20 protein-coding genes and 1 pseudogene are annotated in these 21,734 nt (G+C 62.2%); 10 read left to right on the top strand and 11 right to left on the bottom strand.

The features are described 5' to 3' along the window. Positions 1–88: 88 nt before the first annotated feature. Together LC060_RS06130 and LC060_RS06125 are read left to right on the top strand one after the other, a co-directional pair. A complete protein-coding gene (locus LC060_RS06130; protein ID WP_226633508.1) occupies positions 89–1,228 on the top strand; it encodes an NAD(P)-dependent alcohol dehydrogenase in 1,140 nt (379 codons plus the stop codon). 4 nt (positions 1,229–1,232) lie between these two features. Continuing rightward, on the top strand, positions 1,233–1,850 hold the full coding sequence (locus LC060_RS06125) for a glutathione S-transferase family protein (RefSeq protein ID WP_226633507.1): 618 nt from the start codon (positions 1,233–1,235) through the stop codon (positions 1,848–1,850). A 118-nt stretch (positions 1,851–1,968) separates the two neighbouring features. Here LC060_RS06125 and LC060_RS06120 read toward each other — a convergent pair whose 3' ends face one another. Genes LC060_RS06120 through LC060_RS06110 form a run of 3 tightly spaced genes read right to left on the bottom strand, consistent with a single transcriptional unit; the run spans position 1,969 to position 6,784 of the window. Continuing rightward, a complete protein-coding gene (locus LC060_RS06120) occupies positions 1,969–3,522 on the bottom strand; it encodes an acetyl-CoA acetyltransferase (protein WP_226633505.1) in 1,554 nt (517 codons plus the stop codon). 1 nt (position 3,523) lies between these two features. Then, entirely contained in the window at positions 3,524–4,345 is an 822-nt protein-coding gene (locus LC060_RS06115; protein ID WP_226633504.1) for a crotonase/enoyl-CoA hydratase family protein, read from the bottom strand. Positions 4,346–4,381: 36 nt separating this feature from the next. Further along, positions 4,382–6,784 carry a LuxR C-terminal-related transcriptional regulator gene (locus tag LC060_RS06110; protein ID WP_226633502.1) on the bottom strand — a complete coding sequence of 801 codons (2,403 nt, stop codon included), beginning with the start codon at positions 6,782–6,784 and terminating at the stop codon, positions 4,382–4,384. A gap of 282 nt (positions 6,785–7,066) precedes the next feature. On the opposite strand from LC060_RS06110, the gene LC060_RS06105 reads away from it, so the two are divergent. From LC060_RS06105 to LC060_RS06090, 4 genes and pseudogenes are all read left to right on the top strand, one after another. Next, positions 7,067–8,242, top strand: a complete 1,176-nt coding sequence (locus LC060_RS06105) for a CaiB/BaiF CoA transferase family protein (RefSeq protein ID WP_226633501.1) — start codon at positions 7,067–7,069, stop codon at positions 8,240–8,242. Beyond that, positions 8,239–9,387: an acyl-CoA dehydrogenase family protein gene (locus tag LC060_RS06100; protein WP_226633499.1), complete on the top strand. Its 1,149-nt coding sequence runs from the start codon at positions 8,239–8,241 to the stop codon at positions 9,385–9,387. Before LC060_RS06105 ends, LC060_RS06100 begins: the two co-directional genes overlap by 4 nt. 28 nt (positions 9,388–9,415) lie before the next feature. Next, complete coding sequence (locus tag LC060_RS06095) at positions 9,416–10,567, top strand: acyl-CoA dehydrogenase family protein (protein WP_226633497.1); 1,152 nt, start codon at positions 9,416–9,418, stop codon at positions 10,565–10,567. Between the two features lie 2 nt (positions 10,568–10,569). Next, a pseudogene (locus tag LC060_RS06090) lies at positions 10,570–10,875 on the top strand (transposase); the annotation flags it as partial. Between the two features lie 137 nt (positions 10,876–11,012). Here LC060_RS06090 and LC060_RS06085 read toward each other — a convergent pair. Then, a complete protein-coding gene (locus LC060_RS06085; protein WP_226633496.1) occupies positions 11,013–11,756 on the bottom strand; it encodes an SDR family NAD(P)-dependent oxidoreductase in 744 nt (247 codons plus the stop codon). 107 nt (positions 11,757–11,863) lie between these two features. Here LC060_RS06085 and LC060_RS06080 point away from each other — a divergent pair, with 107 nt between their 5' ends. Genes LC060_RS06080 through LC060_RS06070 form a run of 3 tightly spaced genes read left to right on the top strand, consistent with a single transcriptional unit; the run spans position 11,864 to position 13,621 of the window. After that, positions 11,864–12,238 carry a winged helix-turn-helix transcriptional regulator gene (locus LC060_RS06080; protein WP_226633494.1) on the top strand — a complete coding sequence of 125 codons (375 nt, stop codon included), beginning with the start codon at positions 11,864–11,866 and terminating at the stop codon, positions 12,236–12,238. An 8-nt stretch (positions 12,239–12,246) separates the two neighbouring features. Further along, positions 12,247–13,026: a TSUP family transporter gene (locus tag LC060_RS06075; protein ID WP_226633493.1), complete on the top strand. Its 780-nt coding sequence runs from the start codon at positions 12,247–12,249 to the stop codon at positions 13,024–13,026. Positions 13,027–13,033: 7 nt separating this feature from the next. Next, the gene (locus LC060_RS06070) at positions 13,034–13,621 is read left to right on the top strand and encodes a GNAT family N-acetyltransferase (protein ID WP_226633491.1); all 588 of its coding nucleotides are present in this window, start codon (positions 13,034–13,036) and stop codon (positions 13,619–13,621) included. Between the two features lie 24 nt (positions 13,622–13,645). Here LC060_RS06070 and LC060_RS06065 read toward each other — a convergent pair whose 3' ends face one another. The 6 genes from LC060_RS06065 to LC060_RS06040 form a co-directional block, all read right to left on the bottom strand. Further along, complete coding sequence (locus tag LC060_RS06065; protein ID WP_226633489.1) at positions 13,646–14,470, bottom strand: SGNH/GDSL hydrolase family protein; 825 nt, start codon at positions 14,468–14,470, stop codon at positions 13,646–13,648. 160 nt (positions 14,471–14,630) lie between these two features. Further along, positions 14,631–15,374 carry an SDR family oxidoreductase gene (locus LC060_RS06060; RefSeq protein ID WP_226633487.1) on the bottom strand — a complete coding sequence of 248 codons (744 nt, stop codon included), beginning with the start codon at positions 15,372–15,374 and terminating at the stop codon, positions 14,631–14,633. A gap of 113 nt (positions 15,375–15,487) precedes the next feature. Further along, positions 15,488–16,252 carry an SDR family NAD(P)-dependent oxidoreductase gene (locus LC060_RS06055; RefSeq protein ID WP_226633486.1) on the bottom strand — a complete coding sequence of 255 codons (765 nt, stop codon included), beginning with the start codon at positions 16,250–16,252 and terminating at the stop codon, positions 15,488–15,490. 68 nt (positions 16,253–16,320) lie between these two features. Beyond that, positions 16,321–17,313 carry an aldo/keto reductase gene (locus tag LC060_RS06050; protein ID WP_226633484.1) on the bottom strand — a complete coding sequence of 331 codons (993 nt, stop codon included), beginning with the start codon at positions 17,311–17,313 and terminating at the stop codon, positions 16,321–16,323. A gap of 192 nt (positions 17,314–17,505) precedes the next feature. Further along, positions 17,506–18,252: an SDR family oxidoreductase gene (locus tag LC060_RS06045; protein ID WP_226633483.1), complete on the bottom strand. Its 747-nt coding sequence runs from the start codon at positions 18,250–18,252 to the stop codon at positions 17,506–17,508. Continuing rightward, positions 18,245–19,471, bottom strand: a complete 1,227-nt coding sequence (locus LC060_RS06040; RefSeq protein ID WP_226633481.1) for an MFS transporter — start codon at positions 19,469–19,471, stop codon at positions 18,245–18,247. The genes LC060_RS06045 and LC060_RS06040 overlap by 8 nt, the downstream gene beginning before the upstream one ends. A gap of 106 nt (positions 19,472–19,577) precedes the next feature. On the opposite strand from LC060_RS06040, the gene LC060_RS06035 reads away from it, so the two are divergent. Beyond that, positions 19,578–20,522, top strand: a complete 945-nt coding sequence (locus LC060_RS06035) for a LysR family transcriptional regulator (RefSeq protein ID WP_226633479.1) — start codon at positions 19,578–19,580, stop codon at positions 20,520–20,522. 162 nt (positions 20,523–20,684) lie between these two features. On the opposite strand, the gene LC060_RS06030 is transcribed toward LC060_RS06035, so the two are convergent. Then, positions 20,685–21,692, bottom strand: coding sequence for a LacI family DNA-binding transcriptional regulator (locus tag LC060_RS06030; protein WP_226633477.1), 1,008 nt, complete (start codon positions 21,690–21,692; stop codon positions 20,685–20,687). Positions 21,693–21,734 lie beyond the last annotated feature (42 nt).

The following is a 21,734-nucleotide window of genomic DNA, read 5'->3' as shown; positions in this document are numbered from 1 at the left end:
AAGGAGGGGTAAGCGAAGGATGCGAAGCGATAGGCCGTCGGGGCAAGCAAGACAGGGCGGCGAGGCCCGACACGAAGGAGAGAGGTTCATGCAAACGCGCGCAGCGGTGCTCGAAAAGGCTGGCGGCGATTTCGTCGTGCAGGACGTGACGGTCGAAGACCCCCGCGACGATGAGGTGATCGTGCGGATCGAAGGCGTGGGCCTGTGCCATTCCGACCTCGTCTTTGCCGAAGGGCATCGCCCCTACCCCATGCCGGCGGTCCTAGGCCATGAAGGCGCCGGAATCGTTGTCTCGGTGGGGGGCGGGGTCTCCGGTTTTGCAACCGGCGATGCCGTCATTCTGGGCTTTTCGAGCTGCGATGCGTGCCCGCGCTGCGACGAAGGCCTGCCGGGCTATTGCGCGGATTTCGCGCCTCTCAATTTCATCGGCTCGCGGCGTGACGGAACCACCGCCTACCGCCGGGGCGACACCAAAGTCGCCTCGCACTTCTTCGGCCAGTCCTCCTTTGCCCGCCACGCGGTCGTGCGGGCCGGCAATCTCGTGAAAGTGCCCGAAACACCGCTCGACCTCGCGCTTCTTGGTCCACTGGGCTGTGGCATCCAGACCGGCGCGGGCGCGGTCATGCGCGCTCTGGCCTGCACGCCCGGCTCCAGCCTCGTCGTCGTCGGTGGCGGATCGGTCGGGCTTTCGGCGCTGATGGCCGGCTCGGTTCAGGATTGCGCGAAGATCGTTCTGGTCGAACCGATGGCGGAGCGGCGTGAACTGGCTATGGAACTGGGTGCCAGCGCCACCATCGACCCTCTGGCTGGCCCCTTGTCCGAGCAGATTCTGGCGCAGCTTCCGGGCGGCGCGGACTATATCGTCGACACCACCGGCCGCCCCGACGTCGCGGCGGCGGCCCTCGATTCGCTCGCGGTGCACGGAACACTGGCGCTGCTGGGCGTCCCCCACGATGCCACCGCGACGATCCCGCTTCCGCTTTCGCGCACGATGCTGCGGGGCCACCGCGTGATCGGCGTCGTCGAGGGCGACAGCGACCAGACGACCTTCATCCCCGAACTCATCGCTCTGCGCGATGCGGGCCGGTTCCCCTTTGATCGCCTGATCCAGACCTTCCCGCTCTCGCAGATCAACGAGGCCATTGCCGCGCAGGCCCGCGGTGAATGCATCAAGGTCGTGCTCATTCCCGACGACGAAGAGCCCGCAGCAAACAACGCGAAGGGATGATGCGATGAAGCTTTACCATTCCGATCACACCCGCTCCTTCCGCGCCCTCTGGGCGCTGGAGGAAGTGGGCGCGTCCTACGAACTCGTGATGATGCCCTTCCCGCCCAGAGCGACGACGCCCTCGTTCAAGGACGAAAATCCGATGGGGACAGTCCCCCTGTTCCTCGACGGGGACACGCGGATGACCGAATCGTCCGCGATCTGCCAGTACCTTGCCGAGCGCCACCCCGAAGCCGGACTTGCCGTTGCGCCGGGCGATGCGCGCTTTGGAGACTATCTCAACGCGCTCCACTACGGCGAGGCAACGCTCACCTTTCCCCAGGCGGTCTATCTTCGCTATTCGCGCTTCGAGCCGACCGAACGGCGCCTGCCGCAGGCGGCCGAGGACTATCGCCTGTTCTTCCGGTCGCGCCTGCGCTGGCTCGACACGCAATTGCTGCGCGGGGCCTACGTCGCGGGCGATGCCTTCACGATCGCCGACATATCGACCGGGTACGCGCTGATGCTCGCGCGCAGGATCGGGATCGACGACGTCCTCAGCCCGGCCCAGCACGATTATCTCGAGCGCCTTGCCCAGCGCGAGGGCTGCCAGCGCGCCCTCGCCCGGCAGGTCGGACAATAAAGTACGCTTCGCGATGCTCTCTCCCTAGTTCGCGAAGCGCACGACGATGGAGCCGCGGGCACAGACCCCCGGCTCCATCGTTCACGGGCTTTGACAGTTTTGGGATGGCGCGTGGCCGTCACGCAAAGGCGAACGTGTTCATCCCGTCCTCGCACGTCACCGTGACCGTGCGGCCAAGCGCATCGTTTTCATGCGCATCCTGTGCCGTTTCGCGCGCCTCGGTCGGGCTGCGCGCGATGAGGCGTTCCCCTTGCGCGGTGCGGGCAACGACGAGCGCGTAGGCCGGGCCCTTGCGGTCGTGCTGGACCGAGTACGTCTCGACCTGCGCCTCGCCCGAATAGCTCTCGAGGGGGGCAATGCCGGGGTCCGCGTCGAGCGCGGCCTGCAACGGCGCGCTGTCGGGTTGTGTCCATCCGCGCGGGACCGTGCTGTACAGGCCAACGCTGTACTTGGAGAGATAGCCGCCGTTGGCCCCGACGAGCGCGAAACGCCCGGCATCGCGGCGCGCGAAGGCGACCGCTTCGGCAATGGCGTGGAGCGAATAGCCGTTGCCCGGTCCGCCGAAATAGGGAAGCCCACCGGTCAGCGTCAGGCCGCGCGCATCCTCGGGAGAAAGGCCCAGCCCATCCGTCGCGGCGTTGGCCACTGCAATCGGGAAGCAGCTGTAGAAGTCGAACGCGCCGACCGCATCGACGCTCAGCTCCGCCTGCGCCAGAGCGGTGTGGCACGCAGCGATCGCCGATGGCGCCGCCCCCATGTCGGGACGCGCCAGCAGCGATTTCTCCACCGCGCGCGCATGCCCGTGAAGATAGACCATCGCCGCCTCGGGCACGCCCAGCGCGCGCGCGCGGCCTCGCGAGGCAAGCAGCACCGCCGCTCCCTGGTTGACGAGATCGCGCGCCACGAGATGAAGCGTATAGGGATCGGCGATCCAGCGGTTGTGCGCGTGCGCCTCGCCAAGGCGCGTGGCATCGACGTTGTCCACCGCCGCAGCCGAATACGGATTGTTTCGCGCGACCGGCAGGAACGGCGCGAAGATCCGGCCCATCGCCGCTGCATAGTCGGCGCGACTTTCGCCTCGCCGCGCGCGCCGCGCATTTTCGGCCAGCGCGTAGGCGAGCGTCGGGCTGGCCATCCCGTGGCGCGCGGCCAGGGGATCGCGCCAGCCTTCAAGCCCCGCCCCCCGGTCCTCGACCGATCCTTCGGGAGCTTCGGAAAAATCAAGCTGCGCTCCGGCCTTCTGGGCTTGGCGAACGGTCGATATGGCCTCCCCGCCCGCCAGCAGCACGAAATCTGCCGCACCTCTGGCAATCTCAGCGCAAAACTCGCCCACCAGATCCTGCGGCGTGTTGCCGCCCGCCTTCTCCCAGACCGCGCGCTTCGGGTCGGCTCCCAGCCGCAGGGCCACCGAGCGGGGGTAATTGGAAGACTTCCCGAAGGGCGCGGGCAGTCCAAGTGTATCCTCGAACGTGCGCGTCGTCGCCAGCACATCCAGTCCCGATGCGAGAGCGGGATCAAGCCCGGCATCGATAAAGGCCCCGCGCGCCGCCTCGACGGCAAGCTCGACACCCGACCAGGCGTGATAGCTCTCGGCCTCGATCCGGTCGACGCTTTGTCCGACCCCGATCAGAACCGGGGTGCGATCGTCCACCCCAGGAACGGAATTGGCCATTTCAGCGCCCCTTCCAGACCGGCGCGCGCTTCTCGGCAAAGGCCAGCGCGCCCTCGCGGGCATCCTCACTCGCGCGCACCGCGGCCATCTCCCGATGCGAGAGCGCCCAAGCCGCCGTCTCGTCGGGAACCTCCATCTCGCTATAACCGCGCGCGATGCGCTTGGTCGCCTGCACGGCCATCGGTGCATTGGCCGCGATTGTCTTGGCTATCGCGAGCGCTTCGTCCATCAGGCTTTCGAAAGGAACCACGCGGTTGATCAGACCCAGTTCCTGCGCCCTGTTGGCATCGATCACCGCCCCCGTGAGCAGCAGCTCCATCGCCGCCTTCGAGCCGATGGCACGCGGCAGCCGAAACGCCCCGCCCGCCGCGGCAAGGATGCCACGCTTGACTTCGGGAAGGCCGAACTTCGCGTTCTGTGCGGCAAGGGCGATGTCGCAGGCCAGCACGATCTCGGTGCCGCCGCCCACCGCGAAGCCGTTAACCGCGGCAATGAGCGGCTTGGAAACCGGGTGCGAGACGATGCCGGCAAAGCCCCAGGCCTCACGCTCGCCCGGTGGCACGGGCCGCTCGCCGCGCGCGGCGGCCTTGAGGTCCATCCCCGCACAAAAGGCGCGTCCGCCGGCGCCGGTCACAACGATGCAGCGCACGTCGGGATCGTGCTCGGCCGCCTCGAGCGCCTCGCCGACCCGCAGCGCGAGATCGGCGGTGACGGCGTTCATCGCTTCGGGGCGGTTGAGCGTTATAATCGCCACGTTCGCCTCACGCGCGACACGTACCTGGCCCGAAGCTTCAGGCCCGGAGGATGCAGGAGATGGGGACATTTTTGCGTTCCTTCCGCAAGTGCGGCCCGTGGCCGCCTAGATGAGGCCGAACCGGCGAGCCACGGTTATCGCCCCAGTCCGGTTGCGAACCCCGAGCTTTCCGTAGATGTTCTTGATGTGCCACTTGAGCGTGCACAGCGAGACGTCGAGCCGGTCGGCAATGTCGCGGGCAATCATGCCGCTATCAAGCGCTACCAGGACTTCGGCCTCGCGCGCGGTCAGCCTTTCGACCGGCGCATCCTCGGCGTCGCTGGGCGGCTCCATGCCCATTCGCTCCATCATGCTGACCATGAAGCGGCTCGACTGTGTGCTGATCTGGTCATCCACCACCATGTGCGCGATCATCTCGCGCAGCGCCCACTCCAGATCGAGCACGGTGCGCACAAGCTGCCCCGATGCGGCCACCGCGATGGCGCGTGAGAAACAGCGGCGGGCGATGCCAAGTTCGCCCAGACTCCACTCGCAGGCGGCGCGCAGCAACATGAGCGAAGTCATCCAGCGCCGCTGGCCGTGCAGTTCGGCAAAGTCGATCAGAGGGAGAAGCAATTCCCGCGCCGCGCCAGCATCGCCGTTGGCAAAGCACAGCCATGCTTCGACGCCCTGGAAGTCGAGCTGCATGCGATGATCCATCCGACACGCCATGGCATCGCGTACCGCGTCGAACCGTGCGGCGGCCTCCTCGATGCGTCCGGAGCGGATCAGCATGCGCACCCCCAGCAACTGGCCCATGTGCGAATAGAACCAGCCATGGATGCCGTCCTGATGCACCGCGAGCAGCGCGGCATTGATGCCCTCGCTGTGCTCGACATAGGCCGTCATCGCTTCCTGTGCAGCAATATGGAGGCGTGGCAATCCATAGCTGCTGGTCGCATAACCATGTTCCAGAGAGCCCTTCACCGCGTCGAGATTGTTGAGCTCAAGCTGGACAGTCGCCGAGATGAGCGCAAGCATCTTGGAAACGGTCGCGTTGCGCCCGCAGGCGATCTGCGCATGGCTTTCGGCACGCTCGATGATGTCCAGCGCCAATTGCGCCCGACCTGCATCGAGTTCGGTCAGGGCCTCGATCCCCATAGACCAGATGTTGCCCGCCTCGTTCGCGGATTGCGTCGAATAGTGACGTGCCATCAGCAACATGCGGCGGCAGGCTCGTTCGTCGAAAGCATAGCCGTGCGCCAGCGCATACATGATCGCGACCCCGGCCGCCTGCAGCGCGTCCTCGTTGGCCCAGCGGTCCAGCCAGTCCTGCGAAAGCTGGCGGGTCAACGCCGCATTGCCGCGCCGTGCGGCAACCGTGATCCGCAGGCGCTCGGCGAAGGCCTGCTCGGCATCCGCGCCCGCGCCGAGATGCGGCACGATGCGCTCGAGCCGCGCCTCAGCCTCGTCGAGCCGCATCGAGAAGGCCAATGCGCGCACATGCCACAACTGCAACTCGTGCCCCAGAAGAGCCCCCTTCTGTTCGATCCTCTCAAGCCATCCCAGCATCTTGGGGCTATCGCCCTGTTGGCGACGGATGCGCGGAGCGTGCCGCGCCAGGAGCTGCGCGGCCTCTTCGGGCCGGTCCATGCGCAGTAGATAGTCGATCGCCAGGTCCTCGAGCCCCTCCGCTTCGTGCCAGGCGATCGAGGCCAGCAGCGCGGCCGCATCGTCTTCGGGCGGGATGGGATGGACGCGGGTCAGGTGGCGCCGCAGCACCGGCGCAAGGGCCAGGAAACCCTCGCGTTCGCTCGGCACAAAGAGCATGTACTCGTCACGACAGCGCAGGAAATTGTCCGCCCCTGTTGCCCCAAAGGCAAGCTCGACAAGGTCTTTGGACAAAATGTCGAAGACCGCACAGCGCGCGAGAAATGCGACAATATCGTCGGGCACCGCCTCCTCGACGAAGGTACGAAAGAAACCTCGGCCCGCCGCCCCCTGCAGGAAGGGGGCCGTCGGATCGCTCCGGCGATCGCGTGATCGCAAAATCTCGGCACCTGCCAACGCAGCGGCAGGCCAACCCGCGGTCTCGAGATGCAGCCGGCGCGCGATGGCGCTGTTGCCGGAGGCGTCCTCCCCCAGCAACCCGATGGTCTCGTGCAGCCCCAGGCGCAGGTCCTCGACGTCGATGACCTGCGCCTTGCCGCGCATTTGAAGCGAGAGCCAGTCGACCGGCGGGAGGTTGCGCGTGGCGATCACGACGCGCCCCTGCGCCTCTCCCTCGCGGATCAGCGCGTGAACCCTCGCTTCGTCGAGACGGCTGCCATCGTCGAGAATACGGATGCCGAAGTCGCGCGTTTCGGAGCCCTCGAACCGCATTCCCAGTTGGTCCGCATAGGAACGAAGCAGAGCCGACTTGCCATAGCCTGCGGGCGCCGCGACGACGACCAGCGGCGCCCGCGCCTTCGCAAGCTTGTCCAGGGCACTTCTGTTTGACGCAGGGCGCAACTCGGCCTCGATCCGCATCGTACTCTCCCAATCGCATGTTCTAGCGCTCTATTTGCATCTACTTATTCGCCATTGGCAAGACACTCCCCCTCCCAAAGGAGGGGGCAGCCGATCCGAAGAGCGGCGATCAGCATGTTCAAGACCGTGCGGACCACCGGCGCGCATCGATGGGAAGAGGAGACAGCGGGCCACGAGGTCCCTTCGCATGTCCGTCCAACTCGCCTCCATCGTGCGTGCAGGGCCGCGCAGCGACAACCAGGCACTCACGCAGAGAAGCGGATCGAAAGGACCGGCTCGGACATGACCCAACAAGCCATTCTGGAGGGGATCAGGATCACGGACATGACGACCGTGATCTTCGGCCCCTATTGCACGCAGATCCTGGCCGATCTTGGCGCCGACGTGATCAAGGTGGAGCCGCACGGCGGGGATGCCTCGCGCAACATCGGCAAGTCGGCGCACACCAAGCTCATGGGCGGCCTGCACATGCGCATGAACAGGGGTAAGCGCTCCGTCGACTGGGATATCAAGAGCGCCACTGGACGCGCCGCGCTCGAACGCTTGATCGCCTCCAGCGACGTACTGATCCACAACATCCGTCCCGATGCCACCGAACGTGCCCGGCTGGACTATGAGACCGTCCGCGCCCTGCGCCCCGACATCATCTATGTCCAGTGCACCGGCTTCGACACGCGCGGCCCGATGGCCGGGCGGCCCGCTTATGACGACATCATCCAGGCCGCCTCGGGAATTGCCTCGCTGTTGCCGCTGGTCGACGACAATCCGGCCCCGCGTTTCGTGCCGATGGCAATGGCCGACAAGGTTTCGGGCCTGCACGGTGCCTACGCCGTGCTCGCCGCGATCATTCACCGCCTGCGCACCGGCGAGGGCCAGATGGTCGAAGTCCCGATGCTCGAGTCGCTGGTCAGCTTCAACTTGCTCGACCACCTCTACGAGGAAACCTTCGTACCGCCGATCGGCTCGATCGGGTACACCCGCCAGCTCGACCCGACCCGTCAGCCGCTGCCGACGAAGGACGGCTATATCGTCGTCGCGCCCTATCAGGACAACCGCTGGATTCGCCTCTTCGAGTTGCTTGAGATGACGCAGATATTCGAAGAGCCCGGGCTGACCGATCTCATGTCGCGGCGGGAGAACGCCGACCGGCTCTACACCGCGCTTGCCTCGCGCCTGCCTGAGCGAACCACCCAGGAATGGCTCGACCTCTTTGCCATGAACAACATTCCGGCAAGCCGGATCAATTCCCTCGAGGACCTTCTCGAAGATCCACAACTGACCGCGTCGGGACTGCTGCGCGAGCGGGAGCATCCCAGCGAGGGGACCTATCGGGAAGTGCGCGGCCCGGTGCGCTTTTCCGCAGGATGCCCCGAGGACGTGCGCCACGCGCCGAGGATCGGCGAACATTCGGCCAGTGTCGCGCGCGAACTCGGCCTCGAACCGGAGCAGATGCCATGATACTGACCAACGAACACCGCCAGATGGCTGAGACGGTAGAGCGCTTCGTGCGCGAGGAAATCAATCCTCACGTGGCCGAGTGGGAACGGGCCGGCATGTTCCCCGCGCATGAGCTGTTCCCCAAGCTGGGCGAACTGGGCCTTCTGGGCATCAAGTACGAGGAAGAATTCGGCGGTCTCGGCCTCGACTTCACTTATTCGCTGGTGATGGCAGAGGCGCTTGGAGAAGCCAATTGCGGCGGCGTTCCGCTTGGCATCGGGGTGCAGACTGACATGTGCACGCCCGCCCTTGCCCGCTTTGGCTCGACCGAACTCAAAGCCGAATACCTCGCCCCCGCCATCGCCGGAACGAGCGTCGGCTGCATCGGGGTGAGCGAGCCGGGCGCGGGATCGGACGTGGCCTCGCTACGCACCACCGCGCGGATCGATGGTGACGACTATATCATCAACGGAACCAAAATGTGGATCACCAACGGCCTGCAGGCCGACTGGTGCTGCCTGCTCGCCAACACCGGCGAAGGAGCGGTCCACCGCAACAAGAGCCTGATCGTCGTGCCCCTCGACCTGCCCGGTATTGCCCGGACCAAGATCGACAAGATGGGCATGCTTTCTTCCGACACCGCACAGCTCTTCTTCGAAGATGTCCGCGTCCCGCGGCGCAACCTGATCGGCGAAGAGGGCAAGGGCTTCGTCTACCAGATGCAGCAGTTCCAGGAAGAGCGTCTCTGGGGCGCGGCGCGTAACCTGCGTACACTCGACCGCATGATCGACGAGACGATCGAATACACCCGCCAGCGCAAGGTTTTCGGCAAGGCTCTGCTCGACAACCAGGCGATCCATTTCCGCCTTGCCGAACTGCGCAGCGAGGTTGAGGCGCTGCGCGCGCTGACCTACCGGGGCGTTGCCGAATACGTGGCGGGCCACGAGGTGACCCGGCTTGCTTCGATGGCCAAGCTCAAGTCCGGGCGGCTGATGCGCGAGGTAAGCGATTCCTGCCTCCAGTACTGGGGCGGCATGGGCTACACCGCCGACAACTATGTCTCGCAATTCTACCGCGACGGGCGCCTCAGCTCGATCGGCGGCGGCGCGGACGAAATCATGCTGACCATCATCGCCAAGCTGGAAGGGACCCTGCCCCGCAGCTGAGGTTCCTTGCGGCACCGGAGTTTCCCAGATGCTTGACCGTTCCGAGAGTCTTCTCTTCGACGAAGACCTCCACTTCTTCCGTGACAGTGTGCGCCGTTTCATCGCCCGCGAGTTTACCCCCCGTATCCCCGAGTTCGAGGAAAGCGGGCGTATCGCGCGCGACTTCTGGCGCAAGGCCGGTGAAGCCGGTCTGCTTTGCCCCGGGGTCCCGGGTGAATATGGCGGGCTTGGCCTCGATTTCCGGTTCAACACGGTGGTCAACGAGGAACTGTCCTACGCAATGATGGCCGACGGCATCACGCTGCAATCGGACATCACCATGCCCTACCTGCTGCACCACGCCCAGCCCGAACTGAAGCAACGCTGGCTGCCCGGCATGGTGACGGGCGAGGTCATCGCCGCCATCGCCATGACAGAGCCCCAGGCCGGTTCAGATCTCAAGGGGCTGCGCACGCGGGCCCGGCGCGAGGGTTCCGACTACGTGATCGACGGCGCCAAGACCTACATCACGAACGGGCAGAACGCCGACATCGTCTTCGTCGTATGCCGGACCGACCCCGAAGCGGGAGGTCGCGGATTCTCGCTGATCCTGGTCGAGGCGGATCGCCCCGGCTTCACTCGGGGCCGCAATCTCGACAAGATCGGGCACTGGATGGCGGACACCTCCGAACTCGCCTTCGCGAACGTACGCGTTCCGGTCGAGAACCTCGTGGGCGAGGAGAATGCCGCCATGGCGCATCTCTTCGGCGAATTGCCACAGGAACGCCTGAGCATCGCCATCTCCGCGCAGGCTGGCGCGCAGCGTGCCTTCGACGAGGCCCTTGCCTTCACCCGCGAACGCAAGGCCTTCGGCCAGAGCATTCTCGACTTCCAGAACACCCGCTTCGTGATGGCCGACATCGCCGCCCAGCTTCAGGTGGGATGGGCACATCTGGACTGGCTGGTCCACCGCCATCTCGCTGGCCGGCTGACCAACGAGGAGGCTGCTGCCGCAAAGCTCTGGCACAGCGAGATGCAATGGCGTGTCTGCGACAAGGCCCTGCAAGCGCATGGCGGCGCCGGTTACATGAATGAATACCCGATTGCGAGAATCTGGCGAGACGCCCGCGTCCGTCGTATTTATGGCGGGAGCAGTGAAATCATGCGTGAAATCGTGGGTAGAGGGCTAGTGAGCCCTTAGCCCGCCAGATTTACCGGGCGTGTTCTGAAGGGTTGGCCGAGCACATCTATCAAACGCTCTGTTGCGCGCGCGGTCGGGCTGAAAACCTGATCAAAATGCACAAGAGTCAACTCGCCAGCGCCACTACTTCGTGCCGCTCGGCCACGGCCGACCAGATGCAGCTCGTCCTGCACACTGACGCACCACTGGTCACGCAAGAGTTTGCCACCTTACGCTTGCGGGTCCTCAAAGTCGCCGGTTCAAAGACGGTCCGACGCGATCCGGCTGCCTCGCGAACAAGGCAGGTCAGGCTAATGAGAACATCCTGAAAGCGTGACGAAATAGATAACATGGCCCGGCGAGTTGCCATGTACGAGGCCTAACCACTGCCAGTTGAATGGCTGGTCGAGATATATTGTCAATCAAATTTACGAAATGCCTCTCGACCAGCCACAGGACTTCCTGCTCAGCGCGCTGCGTCGATCATCGCACCGCCATCTGGGGTAAGGCTGCTGCCGGTTATGAACTGGGAGTCTGTGCTCGCAAGGAACAGTGCAACGGGCGCGATATCATCTGCGGGTTGCCCGAACCGGGCTAGGGCACTCGTCGGGGCGGGTACTTCGACTTCGGGTCCCCAGGTTTCGGCTATGGGAAGTAGGTTGTTGACCGTAATGCCGTCAGCGGCCCATTCACGCGCTGCCGTACGTGTGAGTGCGCGAACAGCCTCCTTGGCCATGTTGTAAGGGCCCATGGAAGCCAGACCGATTACACCCGCCATGGAACCGAAATTGATGATCCGGGCCTGCTCGCTCACTTTCAAATAGGGATGCGCCGCCTGCATAAAATTGAGGTAGGCGATCGGTCCCATTTCCAGATTGCGCTGGAGTTGCTCGGTCGAGAGTTCGAGAATGCTCGAATACGGAACCGTTGGATCGAAGGCATTGTTCACCAGGATGTCGATCCCGCCAAATTCCTCCACGACTCTAGATACGGCCGAATCGATCTGCACCCGATCGCTGACGTCACATGGAGCACCCAGTGCTACACCGCCATCAGCAGTGATCTCGTCGACTACGCTTTCGATGTTAGCAGCTGTGCGAGAGAGAATCGCGACGTTTGCCCCTTCTGCTGCGAAGAGCTTGGCGATTGCACGACCAATCCCGCGCGTGGCGCCAGTGACAATTGCAGTCTTACCGTCAATGCGGCCCATACCTGTTCCTTCTTTGATCGACCAGAATCGCCCTTCGCGACTTCCACGCACAGGAAATGTCAGCTAGCAGTAGCCTCTTCAAGAAGGATGAATTTCTGTAGGTTAGTATGGAAAAGAAGACCAACAGCAGTAATGAGACTAATATGCATGAGGAGATGCGTCGTGCATTTTCCATGCTCTCGGGTAAATGGAAGCTTGAGATCATGTGGCTTCTGAATGGGCGAGTGCATCGGTTCGGCGAATTGCGCAAAGCCATTCCAGGGGTCACGCAGCACATGCTGACCAATCAGCTTCGGGAATTGGAGGCAGATGGCCTTGTCTCGCGCACCGTCTTCGCTGAAGTGCCGCCCAGAGTGGAATATGCGATGACGGACAAGGCACGCGGCCTGGGGCCAATGATGCACGAACTTACTTTGTGGTGGGAAGTGCACGGCGCCAGCATTCCTCACCGGAAGGCCCCATCGGCCAAGCGCAAGAGCTGATCTGTCCCATGGAAATCGCATCAGACGTGTTTGCGCTATTGCTGTTCGTGGCCTTCCTGGCGGGAGGGATCGACGCCCTTGCGGGGGGCGGGGGGCTTCTCACGATTCCGGCATTGATGGCTGCTGGAATTCCTCCGGTCTCCGCACTTGCTACCAACAAGCTTCAAAGTACGATCGGAACGGGCTCGGCTGTCGCCCGCTTCATGCGGGCGGGGCGCGTCGATTTCCGTGCTTTCGCAGTCCCTGCCGCTGGTGCCTTTGCCGGGGCGGTTTTGGGGGCCACTGCTGTCCAGCACGTCAAGGCAGACTTTCTGGAACTTGTCGTTCCGCTGCTTCTCATTGCCATGGGATTCTATTTCCTGCTCGCACCCAAAATGGGCGAAGAGGATCGTCATTCGCGGCTCGGCCGAGCAGGCTTAACAGTGGTTTGCACAGGGATAGGGTTCTATGACGGCTTCTTTGGTCCGGGAACGGGCTCATTCATCACGACGAGCCTTGTAGCTTTAGGCGGGCTAGGTCTGGTGCGCGCCATCGCCAATGCGAAGTTCGTCAATTTTGCAACGAATTTTGCAGGTCTTCTGGCCATGATTGCTGGCGGCAAGGTCCTATGGATACTGGGTCTTTCGATGGCTCTGGCCAACGTCGCGGGCAATCAGATAGGTGCATGGATTGCGCTGCGGTTTGGCGGACGCGGAGTGCGTCCCCTGCTGGTCATAATGTCATTCGGGTTGACGGCGAAGTTGCTGGCTGACCCTGACAATCCCCTGTGGAACTTTCTGAAACTATAGGCCTTCTATGACTCTCGACTTTACCGAACTCCACGGCAGGCATGTTGAACTCGTGCAGCTCTCCCCCGAGCATGGGCCCGCGCTGACTGAGGCAGTTCAGGACGGTGAACTTTGGCGGCTGTGGTATACGATCGTCCCCTCACCTGAGGAAATGGACACTGAGATCGCCCGCCGCCTGGATCTTCAGGCGAAAGGCACAATGCATCCTTTCACCGTCATGGATGCGCAGGGCGTCCCGGTGGGAATGACGTCATTTATGAACATCGACGCTGCAGCACCACGGGTCGAGATTGGCTCCACCTGGTATGCGGCAAGGGTACAAAAGACAGCCCTCAACACCGAAGCCAAGTTGTTGATGTTGGCTCACGCCTTCGATCAACTTGATTGTTTGGCCGTCGAACTTCGCACCCATTTCATGAACCATGCGAGCCGCCGTGCGATTGAAAGGCTTGGCGCGAAATTGGATGGCGTGCTGCGCAATCATATGCGCATGGCCGATGGCTCGATCAGGGACACATGCGTTTATAGTGTCACGTCCGGAGATTGGCCTGCGGTTCGGAACAACCTGGAGTGGCAATTGCGCAAATCCCGATGAGAAGGTCGCCCGGAACGGGTAAGCTCACGGTTTGGCGTAACCCATCGATTTTTCAATCATCGCAGCGACTGCCTGCGCTCCCGCCTGAGTGGGGTGAAACGCAAAGCCTTCATTTGGATGGCTCCCCGTTGTCCACGGTTGTGCGGAGCAGGCATCGTGCCCTTTCGATTGACGGGCTGCGTCAATGAACTGCGTGCCTCGAACTTCACGTGCCGCCGAGCGCGTCGTGGCCGCGAGCTGCTTGGCGATGGCGCGAAATGTATCAGCCTCATCAGCGTTGAGGCCAAGGCGTTCACAAGTCCCGCTTTCGGGCAGGACGTCAGGATAGGTCACCAGGAAAATTCTGGATCTGGGCGCCCGCTTACGCACCTCTTGCAGAACAGCAACGATCGTTTTTCGCAGTTCCGTGTAGGGGCGCGCCTCTGCAGACTGTAGTGGCCCCTTCAAGCCTCCGAACAAACCAGTCGCACGCATCATATCGCCGACGTAGCCAAGGTCATTTCCACCCACGGTGATAGTGACGAGATCGGTGTCCTTGGTCACCGCCTGAATTTGCGGCTCAAGGCCTGTCTGGCTCTCATCAAGAATTTGCTTCGCCGTGCTGCCAGAACAGCTTGCATCGGTAAGTGTGGCTTCGATCTTCTGAGCGAGAACGCGAGGATAGCTGCCTTCCCCGCGCATGCATACTGGTGGCGAATTCGCAACTTTGTCGCCTAAGCCGATGCCCGCAGCATACGAACTGCCCAGGGCAACGTAATGCACCTCGGACTGTGGCTTCTCTGCAGCCAAAACGTTCGAACAATAGGACGTGCTGACCAGAGCCGCAGCAATGCATACAGATTTAATCATCGAACATTCCAGTTGCTAGCAATGGGTCAAATCTGACGGAAGCGCCTTCGAGGGCCCACCTTTGATTTAGAAAGGACCGACCTGCGGATTGCGATGAAGAATGAAGCTGTGCCAGCAGCGTCAGATTTCGCCGCTGGCACAGCTTGTAACAAGTTGCTTCTTACCAGGGCTGGTTTGCCGGCCCCACGGTAAACTCGTTGATCGTCGTATCTTCCGGTTGATCGATGGCGATCGCCACGACGTTGGCGACCCGCTCAGCCGGAATCCCATACTGGTTGTAGATGCCGTGCATGGCCTCGGAGGTTTCCTTGTCGCCGATGGCGTTCAGCAGTTCAGTGCTGATGGCGGCCGGATAGATTGTCGCCGTGCGAATGTTGGTACCTTCCATGGCCGATTCCATACGAAGCACTTCCATGAAGTCCTTCACGAACCATTTTGTCCCGCCGTAGACCGCTCCGTTTGGATAGGCTTTCAGGCCGGCGACGGAAGATGTTGCAACGACATGCCCAGCCTTTTGTTCGATGAAGCTTGGCAGGACGGCGGCGACGCCGTTCAGAACGCCCTTGATGTTGATGTCGACCATCTGGTGCCAGTCATCGGTCCGCATCGCCGAAAGAGGCGCGTTGGGCATGACGCCTGCGTTAAGGAAGATGACGTCCAAGCGGCCAAAAGTGTCCTTGGCGAGCTTGACGATGGCGTCATTTTCCGCCTGCTGGGTAACGTCGAGTTCCTGAAAGACCGCCTGGCCGCCAGCACGCGTGATCTCGTCCGCGATGAGCTTGAGCTTGTCGGCGCGTCGCGCGCCCAGAACAACCTTGGCACCCTTGCTGGCCAGAAGTTTGGCGGTAGCTTCGCCGATGCCCGACGATGCCCCGGTTATGATGACGACTTTGTCTTTGATCATGGTCTTCTTTCCAATTTGTCAGTGATGGGTTTGAGATTGAGGGCAACCGTCGGCGGGGTTCGGCAAGCCCACGCTTGCAGCAGGCACGGCGACAGCTCGTCGTTGTTGCGAGCCTAAAGGCCAATCCCGGACAGATCCTGGCACAGGTCGATCAGGCGTTTCTGGATCTCGATGTCGCGCGTTTCGCGCTCTGGCTCGCGTACACCCATATGGTAGAGGAACTGGCCGGTCAGCTTTGCCAGCCTGGCATCTCCACCCGACGCCAGTGTCGCCTGTGTGGTCGCGCCCTGTTCCAGATCGTCTGGCGCTTGCCGGCCACCCATGCGAGTGGGCACCCACCCAGGATCGACAGCATTCGAATGGGCATCGGGACGAAGCCGCGCTACTGCGAAGGCCAGTGCGGTCACATAGAACTTGCTTTCGGAATAGGCCGCATAGCCGCTCCAGCTGCGCCGGCGCCACAGCATGTCATCCAGTTCGGGCGACACGAAGTGCATATCAGAGCTGAGATAGACCATCCTTGATGGTGCCGGCATCTTCGCCGTCAGAATATAGGGCGCAAGTACGTTGACCCCGAACAGATCTGGGATGCCATCGACGGTCAGCGACAGCCTCGTGTCGGCGCCCAACCCTGCATTGTGGATCACCGCATCCGGCGCACCGATCCCATTGACCTGATCCGCGATGTCGAGCGCGCCGGAGATCGTGCTGACGTCTCCTGTCACGATCTTCACATCGCGGCCTGCGTCGCGCCGCAAGTCATCGGCCCGTGACGGACTGCGGGCATGAAAGATCACGTCATGCCCGTCCGCAAGCAGGGCCTTTCCAGCCAGCAGCCCAAGGCCAGTGGACGATCCGGTGACAAAAATGCGTGCCATGGCAAATACATCCTTTGATCTTCTGAAGTGAGGACCTGCGGCCGCGGGCCAGACATAGGGCCCGGCGCTCAGTCCTGACCGATTTGCGCCATCTGATTGGCGTCCATGCGTCCTCCATAGATCTCGAGCCGCGCCAGTCCGGTCTCAAGTTCGCGAAGGTCGGTCGGCGTCAGTTCGATCCTGACGGCGCCCAGGTTCTCGCGGAGGTGGTCGATCTTTGTGGTGCCGGGGATGGGCACGATCCAGGGTTTGCGCGCCATCAGCCACGCCAGCGCCATCTGGGCCGGAGTGGCGCCCCACGCGGCCCCGAACTTCGCAAGAAACGCAATGATCGGCTGATTGTTCTGCATCACCATCGGCGAGAAGCGCGGGAAATGGGCGCGCAGATCATTCTCTTGATCCATGGTCGACTGAACGTTCACGTCCATCCTGCCCGAAAGGAAGCCTTGTCCCAGCGGCCCCCACGGCACGAACCCGACCCCCAACTCCTCGCAGGTGTCGAGGACGCCGTTTCGTTCCACGCTGCGCTCGATGATCGAATATTCGGTCTGGACCGCCGTCACCGGCTGCACCGCGTGCGCCCGGCGTAGAGTAGTCGCGCTCGGTTCCGAAAGCCCAAAATGCAGCACCTTGCCCTGCTGGATCAAGTCCTTGACCGTGCCTGCCACATCCTCGATCGGCACGCTGGGATCGACGCGGTGCTGGTAGAAGAGATCGATACGGTCGGTTCGCAGGCGCTTGAGCGATTCCTCGACAACGCGACGAATGCGCTCGGGCCGACTGTCCAGGCGGTTGGTCCCGTCGATCGCGAAGCCGAACTTGGTAGCGATCTTCACCTGGTCGCGAACCGGCGCGAGCGCTTCGCCGACAAGTTCCTCGTTGAGGTAGGGACCGTAGACCTCCGCAGTATCGAAAAACCTGACGCCTTGCTCGTAGGCGTCGCGGATGACCCTCAACCCTTCAGGTCGCTCAATCCCCAGTCCATAAGGACCAGGAGTCAGCTCCATGTCTCCGAAGCCGATTTCGGAGACTTCCAGGGCACCGAGCTTACGGGTCTTCATGGCGCTTTGTCCTCGGGGCATTCGGGTGTCTTGGGCAGCGGCAGGCCTTGCCCAAGATACAGCAGAGGGAATGGCAGCCGCGGCGACAGTCGCTGCGGCCGATGTCAGGAACTGCCGCCGACCTGTCGACACCATCGCGCCAGTTGCCGCGGCTTCCTCATCGTTTGTTTCGATGCTCACGTTCGAAGCCTTTCAAACGGGCTGGTTGATCGGCCTGAACAGGATTTCGTTGATGTCCACGTTGGCCGGCTCGTTGATCGCGAAGGCAACGGCGCGCGCGAAGGTGTCGGGCTCGACGCCGTTCTGGCTCGCAAAGTCCTGGACGCTGCTCCTGATGTCGGCATCGCTGATATGGGTGGCGAGTTCAGTGTTGACCGCCCCCGGCGAAATGACCGTCGTGCGCACGTTGTAGGGCTTGAGCTCTTTGCGCAGCCCTTCGGTCAGTGCGCGCACCGCAAACTTGGTCGCGCAATAGACGACGGCGTTGTAGTCGACGACATGGCCATAGACCGAGGACACATTGATGATGTGGCCGGACTTCTGCGCTTTCATATGCGGTATTGCAGCCGCAACGCCGTAAAGAACACCCTTCACGTTGATGTCGATCATTCGGTCCCACTCGCCGGTCTGCAGCTTCTCAAGCGGTGCCAATTGCATTAGCCCGGCATTGTTGAGCATCACGTCGATGCGGCCGAAGGCCTCCACAGCCCTATCGACCAGTGTCTTGACCTGTTCCTTGTCGGTGACGTCGGTCGTGACAGCGATCGCTTCGTGACCTGCGTCGGTCAGTTCCTTCGCCAAAGCGGTAATTCGGTCCGAACGGCGGGCGCCCAAAACGACCCGTGCGCCCTTGGCGGCCAGATGACGGGCGGAGGCTTCTCCTAAGCCACTGCTCGCGCCGGTGATGACGACGACTTTATTTGCGATTCCATCAGACATTTTGGACTCCTGTTTTCAGAGAATTTGTGGAGGTATGCGGTCGGCCAAGAACGGTGACTGCAGCGAAAAGGGCTGAGCCCAGCAGCAGGACAGCGGCGAGCGAGAAGGCGCTCCACAGCCCGACATGATCAATCAGCATGCCTCCGGCGGAAGCGCCGCCTGCGATCGCACATTGGATGAGCGCGACCTGAAGCCCGCCACCAGCTTCAAGCTCGTCGGGAATCGTGCTCGCCATCCAGGTGTTCCAGGCAACAATCAGCGGGGTCGTGAGCAGCCCCCAGAGGAGTAGCAAGACGATCGTCATTGACCCGACGCTTCCAAAGGTGATCATCAGAACCGCAAGCACGGCAAGCGCGATTGGCAGACCGATCAGCACGGCATTGAGGCTGTAGCGCAGCACCCGACCGATCAAGCTCAGCCCGGCCAGGCCGCCAAGCCCGAGAACAAGCAGGGCAAGTGAGACGGCCCCGGCGTGGAAGCCTGTGACGGTTTCGAGGAACGGCCGCAGATAGATTGAGAGCGCGTTCTGACCGATGAAGGACAAGGCGATCGCCGCCATACCGGTCGCGAAATCACGCTTACGCAGCAGTCGAAACATCTCACCGACTGAAGCAGAAGCAGTCGCCATCGGAGGCATCGGAGGAAGGACAGCCAGCTGCCAGGCAATCGCCGCCATGCCGATGGGTACCGTTACCAGAAATGTTGCTCGCCATCCGATTAGGGTATCAAGAAAGCTGCCAATCGGCGCTGCAACGACAAGCGCTGAAGCTGTGCCGGCTTGTAGTAGCGCGATGGCTTTGGAAACGTCGCTTTCGCGGGCCAGTCTGGCGGCAATTGCCGTCGAAAGGGACCAGAACCCTCCGATCGCCATGCCTACCAGCGCCCGTCCGATGAGAAAGACTGGAAAGTTTGGTGCGACAGCAACAATCAAGCTCGAAACGGTGAGTACGCAGGCGTACATCAGGACAACGAGGCGCCGGTCGAGGCGTGCGGAGAGAGCATTCCCAAGCAGGCTCGTCGTGATCGCAAACGCCCCCGAAACGACGATTGATAACCCTGCCTGCCCTTCGGAGATCGCGAGGTCCCTGGCGATGGACGTGAGCAAGCTGGCAGGCATGAATTCCAACCCGACCAGCAGGAACGCGAGAAGCGAAAGGCTTGCTATTGCAGCCCAAGGGGTCGGTTCGCTCTGATCCGCATTGGTCTTATCTGTTTTCATATCGTCCTGGCGCTGCTCATTCCATCTTTGAGCCTAGAGATAACTCGGGGTGGCCCGTAGCGACTAGATGGTCTAATCTGCATCTAGTAGTGAATGAGGTTCACCAATGAGACGGGACGAATTCAGCGATATGCGAGCGCTCATCGAGGTCGCGCGGGAGCGTAGCTTCACGCGCGCAGCCGCGAACCTGGGCGTTTCGCGATCGGCTCTTAGCCATACGATACGGGCGCTTGAGCAGCGCCTTGGAATACAGCTTTTGTCCCGCACGACACGGGATGTAGCCCCCACGGCGGCCGGTGAGCGCCTCATCAAGGGGATCGAACCTCACTTTCAGGGCATTGCAGATGAGGTCGCCGCCCTCGGGTCACTGAGAAACACCCCAGCGGGCAGCTTGCGTATCGTCTGCCCGGACGATGCGATTGATCTCGTCTTTCGCCAGCGCATGCCGCAGTTTCTGCTTGATTATCCCGATATCAATGTCGAGCTCATCGTCGATAATGGGCTGACGAACATTGTCGAGGATCAGTTCGATGCGGGTGTTCGGTTGGGTGAGGCCATTGCTAAAGACATGGTGGCGGTGCGAGTTAGTTCCGACATTCAGTACACAGTTGTCGGCTCGCCAGAATATCTCGACAAAAACCCGTTACCGGTGACCCCGCAAGATCTGACCAGCCATCAGTGCATCAACCTGCGGCTGCCCACGTCCGGGGCAATCTACGCATGGGAATTCCAGAAGAAGAAGCGGGAATTCAGTGTTCGTGTCGAGGGCCAGTTAACGTTCAACAACCTCGTGCCTGCCATAGATGCTGCAATCGATGGATCCGGACTGATCTACGCACCGCAAAATTTTGTTCAGCGGTACATCGACCGGGGGCGCCTCAGAGAGGTCTTGGCAGACTGGTGCCCGACCTTTCAAGGCTACCACCTTTTCTATCCCAGTAGACGCAATATGTCCCCGGCCTTCGCTGCATTCATTGCGACGTTTCGGTTTGCAAGTCGCGATCGGTATCGCCAAACGGCTGTAGCCGAAGAGACAGATAATTCCGTTTGAGCTTCAATCTGGCTTTGATGATGTGACCGCTCCCGACGGCATTGATGGGACTGCCAGGAAGGATCCACACAGGAGAGCGTGCCACATCATTAAAAGGCTTTTTACAACCTAAAATGGGACCGACCGCTTATCTCCCTGTACATATAAAAAGCATAAGTGGACTCATTTGGCCGCCCGCCCGAGTGAACCACGCGCTATCAGTTCCCAAGACAGCCTGACTCGCCGTGGCGGCGCATCTCGATTCCGTATTGTATCGAGAAGCAACTGCGCAGCTTCCTGGCCGATCTGTTCCATCGGTTGTCTGATCGTGGTGAGTGCCGGATTCACATAGCTGGCCATCTCAATATCGTCGAAACCGACTACGGATACGTCATCAGGACAGGAAAGGCCCCATTCACGCAGCGCAGCCAGGGCGCCGATCGCCATCTCGTCGTTGTGGCAGAAGATTCCGGTCGCCTTGCTCTGCGTTTGCAGGAGTTCGTGCATGCGGGCATGCCCGGAGGCCAGCGAGAAATCGCCCTCCAGCAACTGCAACTCGGCCAGCGCGCCATGGCGCTGTGCGCTGGCCCGCGCTCCGCCGAGACGCTCGCGGGTGAGCGGGCTCTGCGCCGGTCCGCTCAGTACGGCGACATGGCGGTGGCCTGCGGCATAGAGCGCGTCCATGGCCGCCTTTGCAGCCGCCCGATTGTCGATATGCGCGCTTGAAACACTAAGTTCGCTGTTGAATTCACAGGCGTTGACCACCGGCGCCTGCCCGCCCGCCTCCTGCACCAGCGCCGCGATCACCTTGGGCAGGCGATGTCCGAGAAAGATCAGGCCATCAACTTCCCCGCGCTTGAGCATGAGCCCGAAAAGCTCCTCGCGTTCGGGAAGATCGCGCGTGTCGCCCAGCACAACCGCGTAGCCCGCAGCCACCGCCCCCCCTTCGATGCCACGTATCACCTTGGCGAAGAATGGATTGGAGATATCGGGAACGGTGACAAGGATCTTGCCCGTCCGCCGGGTCTTCAGGCTCGCAGCAATCGGATGCGGCGCATAGCCAAGCCGCTCGATCACCTGCAACACCTGCTCGCGCAGGTCTGGTGTGACAACCTCGGGGCGAGCCAGCACGCGCGAAACCGTTGCCGGGGACACACCCGCCTCGCGCGCGACATCTCGGATCGTAGCCATACCGTTCCCTTTGCCTGCTCGCACCGGGCCGCACAAGGGACT

It is taken from the genome of Novosphingobium profundi (assembly GCF_020524485.1).
Taxonomy (GTDB): Bacteria; Pseudomonadota; Alphaproteobacteria; order Sphingomonadales; family Sphingomonadaceae; genus Novosphingobium; species Novosphingobium profundi_A.
The sequence above is the reverse complement of the archived record's forward strand: the minus strand, read 5'-3'. Positions and strand labels throughout refer to the sequence as shown.

Excerpts from the sequence above, each read along its gene's own strand:
- LC060_RS06065 (WP_226633489.1), bottom strand. The coding sequence starts at position 14,470 with ATGATTAAATCTGTATGCATTGCTGCGGCTCTGGTCAGCACGTCCTAT.
- LC060_RS06045 (WP_226633483.1), bottom strand. The coding sequence starts at position 18,252 with ATGTCTGATGGAATCGCAAATAAAGTCGTCGTCATCACCGGCGCGAGC.
- LC060_RS06110 (WP_226633502.1), bottom strand. The coding sequence starts at position 6,784 with ATGCGGATCGAGGCCGAGTTGCGCCCTGCGTCAAACAGAAGTGCCCTG.
- LC060_RS06035 (WP_226633479.1), top strand. The coding sequence starts at position 19,578 with ATGAGACGGGACGAATTCAGCGATATGCGAGCGCTCATCGAGGTCGCG.
- LC060_RS06120 (WP_226633505.1), bottom strand. The coding sequence starts at position 3,522 with ATGGCCAATTCCGTTCCTGGGGTGGACGATCGCACCCCGGTTCTGATC.
- LC060_RS06055 (WP_226633486.1), bottom strand. The coding sequence starts at position 16,252 with ATGGCACGCATTTTTGTCACCGGATCGTCCACTGGCCTTGGGCTGCTG.
- LC060_RS06040 (WP_226633481.1), bottom strand. The coding sequence starts at position 19,471 with ATGAAAACAGATAAGACCAATGCGGATCAGAGCGAACCGACCCCTTGG.
- LC060_RS06100 (WP_226633499.1), top strand. The coding sequence starts at position 8,239 with ATGATACTGACCAACGAACACCGCCAGATGGCTGAGACGGTAGAGCGC.
- LC060_RS06095 (WP_226633497.1), top strand. The coding sequence starts at position 9,416 with ATGCTTGACCGTTCCGAGAGTCTTCTCTTCGACGAAGACCTCCACTTC.
- LC060_RS06085 (WP_226633496.1), bottom strand. The coding sequence starts at position 11,756 with ATGGGCCGCATTGACGGTAAGACTGCAATTGTCACTGGCGCCACGCGC.
- LC060_RS06105 (WP_226633501.1), top strand. The coding sequence starts at position 7,067 with ATGACCCAACAAGCCATTCTGGAGGGGATCAGGATCACGGACATGACG.
- LC060_RS06130 (WP_226633508.1), top strand. The coding sequence starts at position 89 with ATGCAAACGCGCGCAGCGGTGCTCGAAAAGGCTGGCGGCGATTTCGTC.
- LC060_RS06030 (WP_226633477.1), bottom strand. The coding sequence starts at position 21,692 with ATGGCTACGATCCGAGATGTCGCGCGCGAGGCGGGTGTGTCCCCGGCA.
- LC060_RS06075 (WP_226633493.1), top strand. The coding sequence starts at position 12,247 with ATGGAAATCGCATCAGACGTGTTTGCGCTATTGCTGTTCGTGGCCTTC.
- LC060_RS06115 (WP_226633504.1), bottom strand. The coding sequence starts at position 4,345 with ATGTCCCCATCTCCTGCATCCTCCGGGCCTGAAGCTTCGGGCCAGGTA.
- LC060_RS06050 (WP_226633484.1), bottom strand. The coding sequence starts at position 17,313 with ATGAAGACCCGTAAGCTCGGTGCCCTGGAAGTCTCCGAAATCGGCTTC.
- LC060_RS06070 (WP_226633491.1), top strand. The coding sequence starts at position 13,034 with ATGACTCTCGACTTTACCGAACTCCACGGCAGGCATGTTGAACTCGTG.
- LC060_RS06125 (WP_226633507.1), top strand. The coding sequence starts at position 1,233 with ATGAAGCTTTACCATTCCGATCACACCCGCTCCTTCCGCGCCCTCTGG.
- LC060_RS06080 (WP_226633494.1), top strand. The coding sequence starts at position 11,864 with ATGGAAAAGAAGACCAACAGCAGTAATGAGACTAATATGCATGAGGAG.
- LC060_RS06060 (WP_226633487.1), bottom strand. The coding sequence starts at position 15,374 with ATGATCAAAGACAAAGTCGTCATCATAACCGGGGCATCGTCGGGCATC.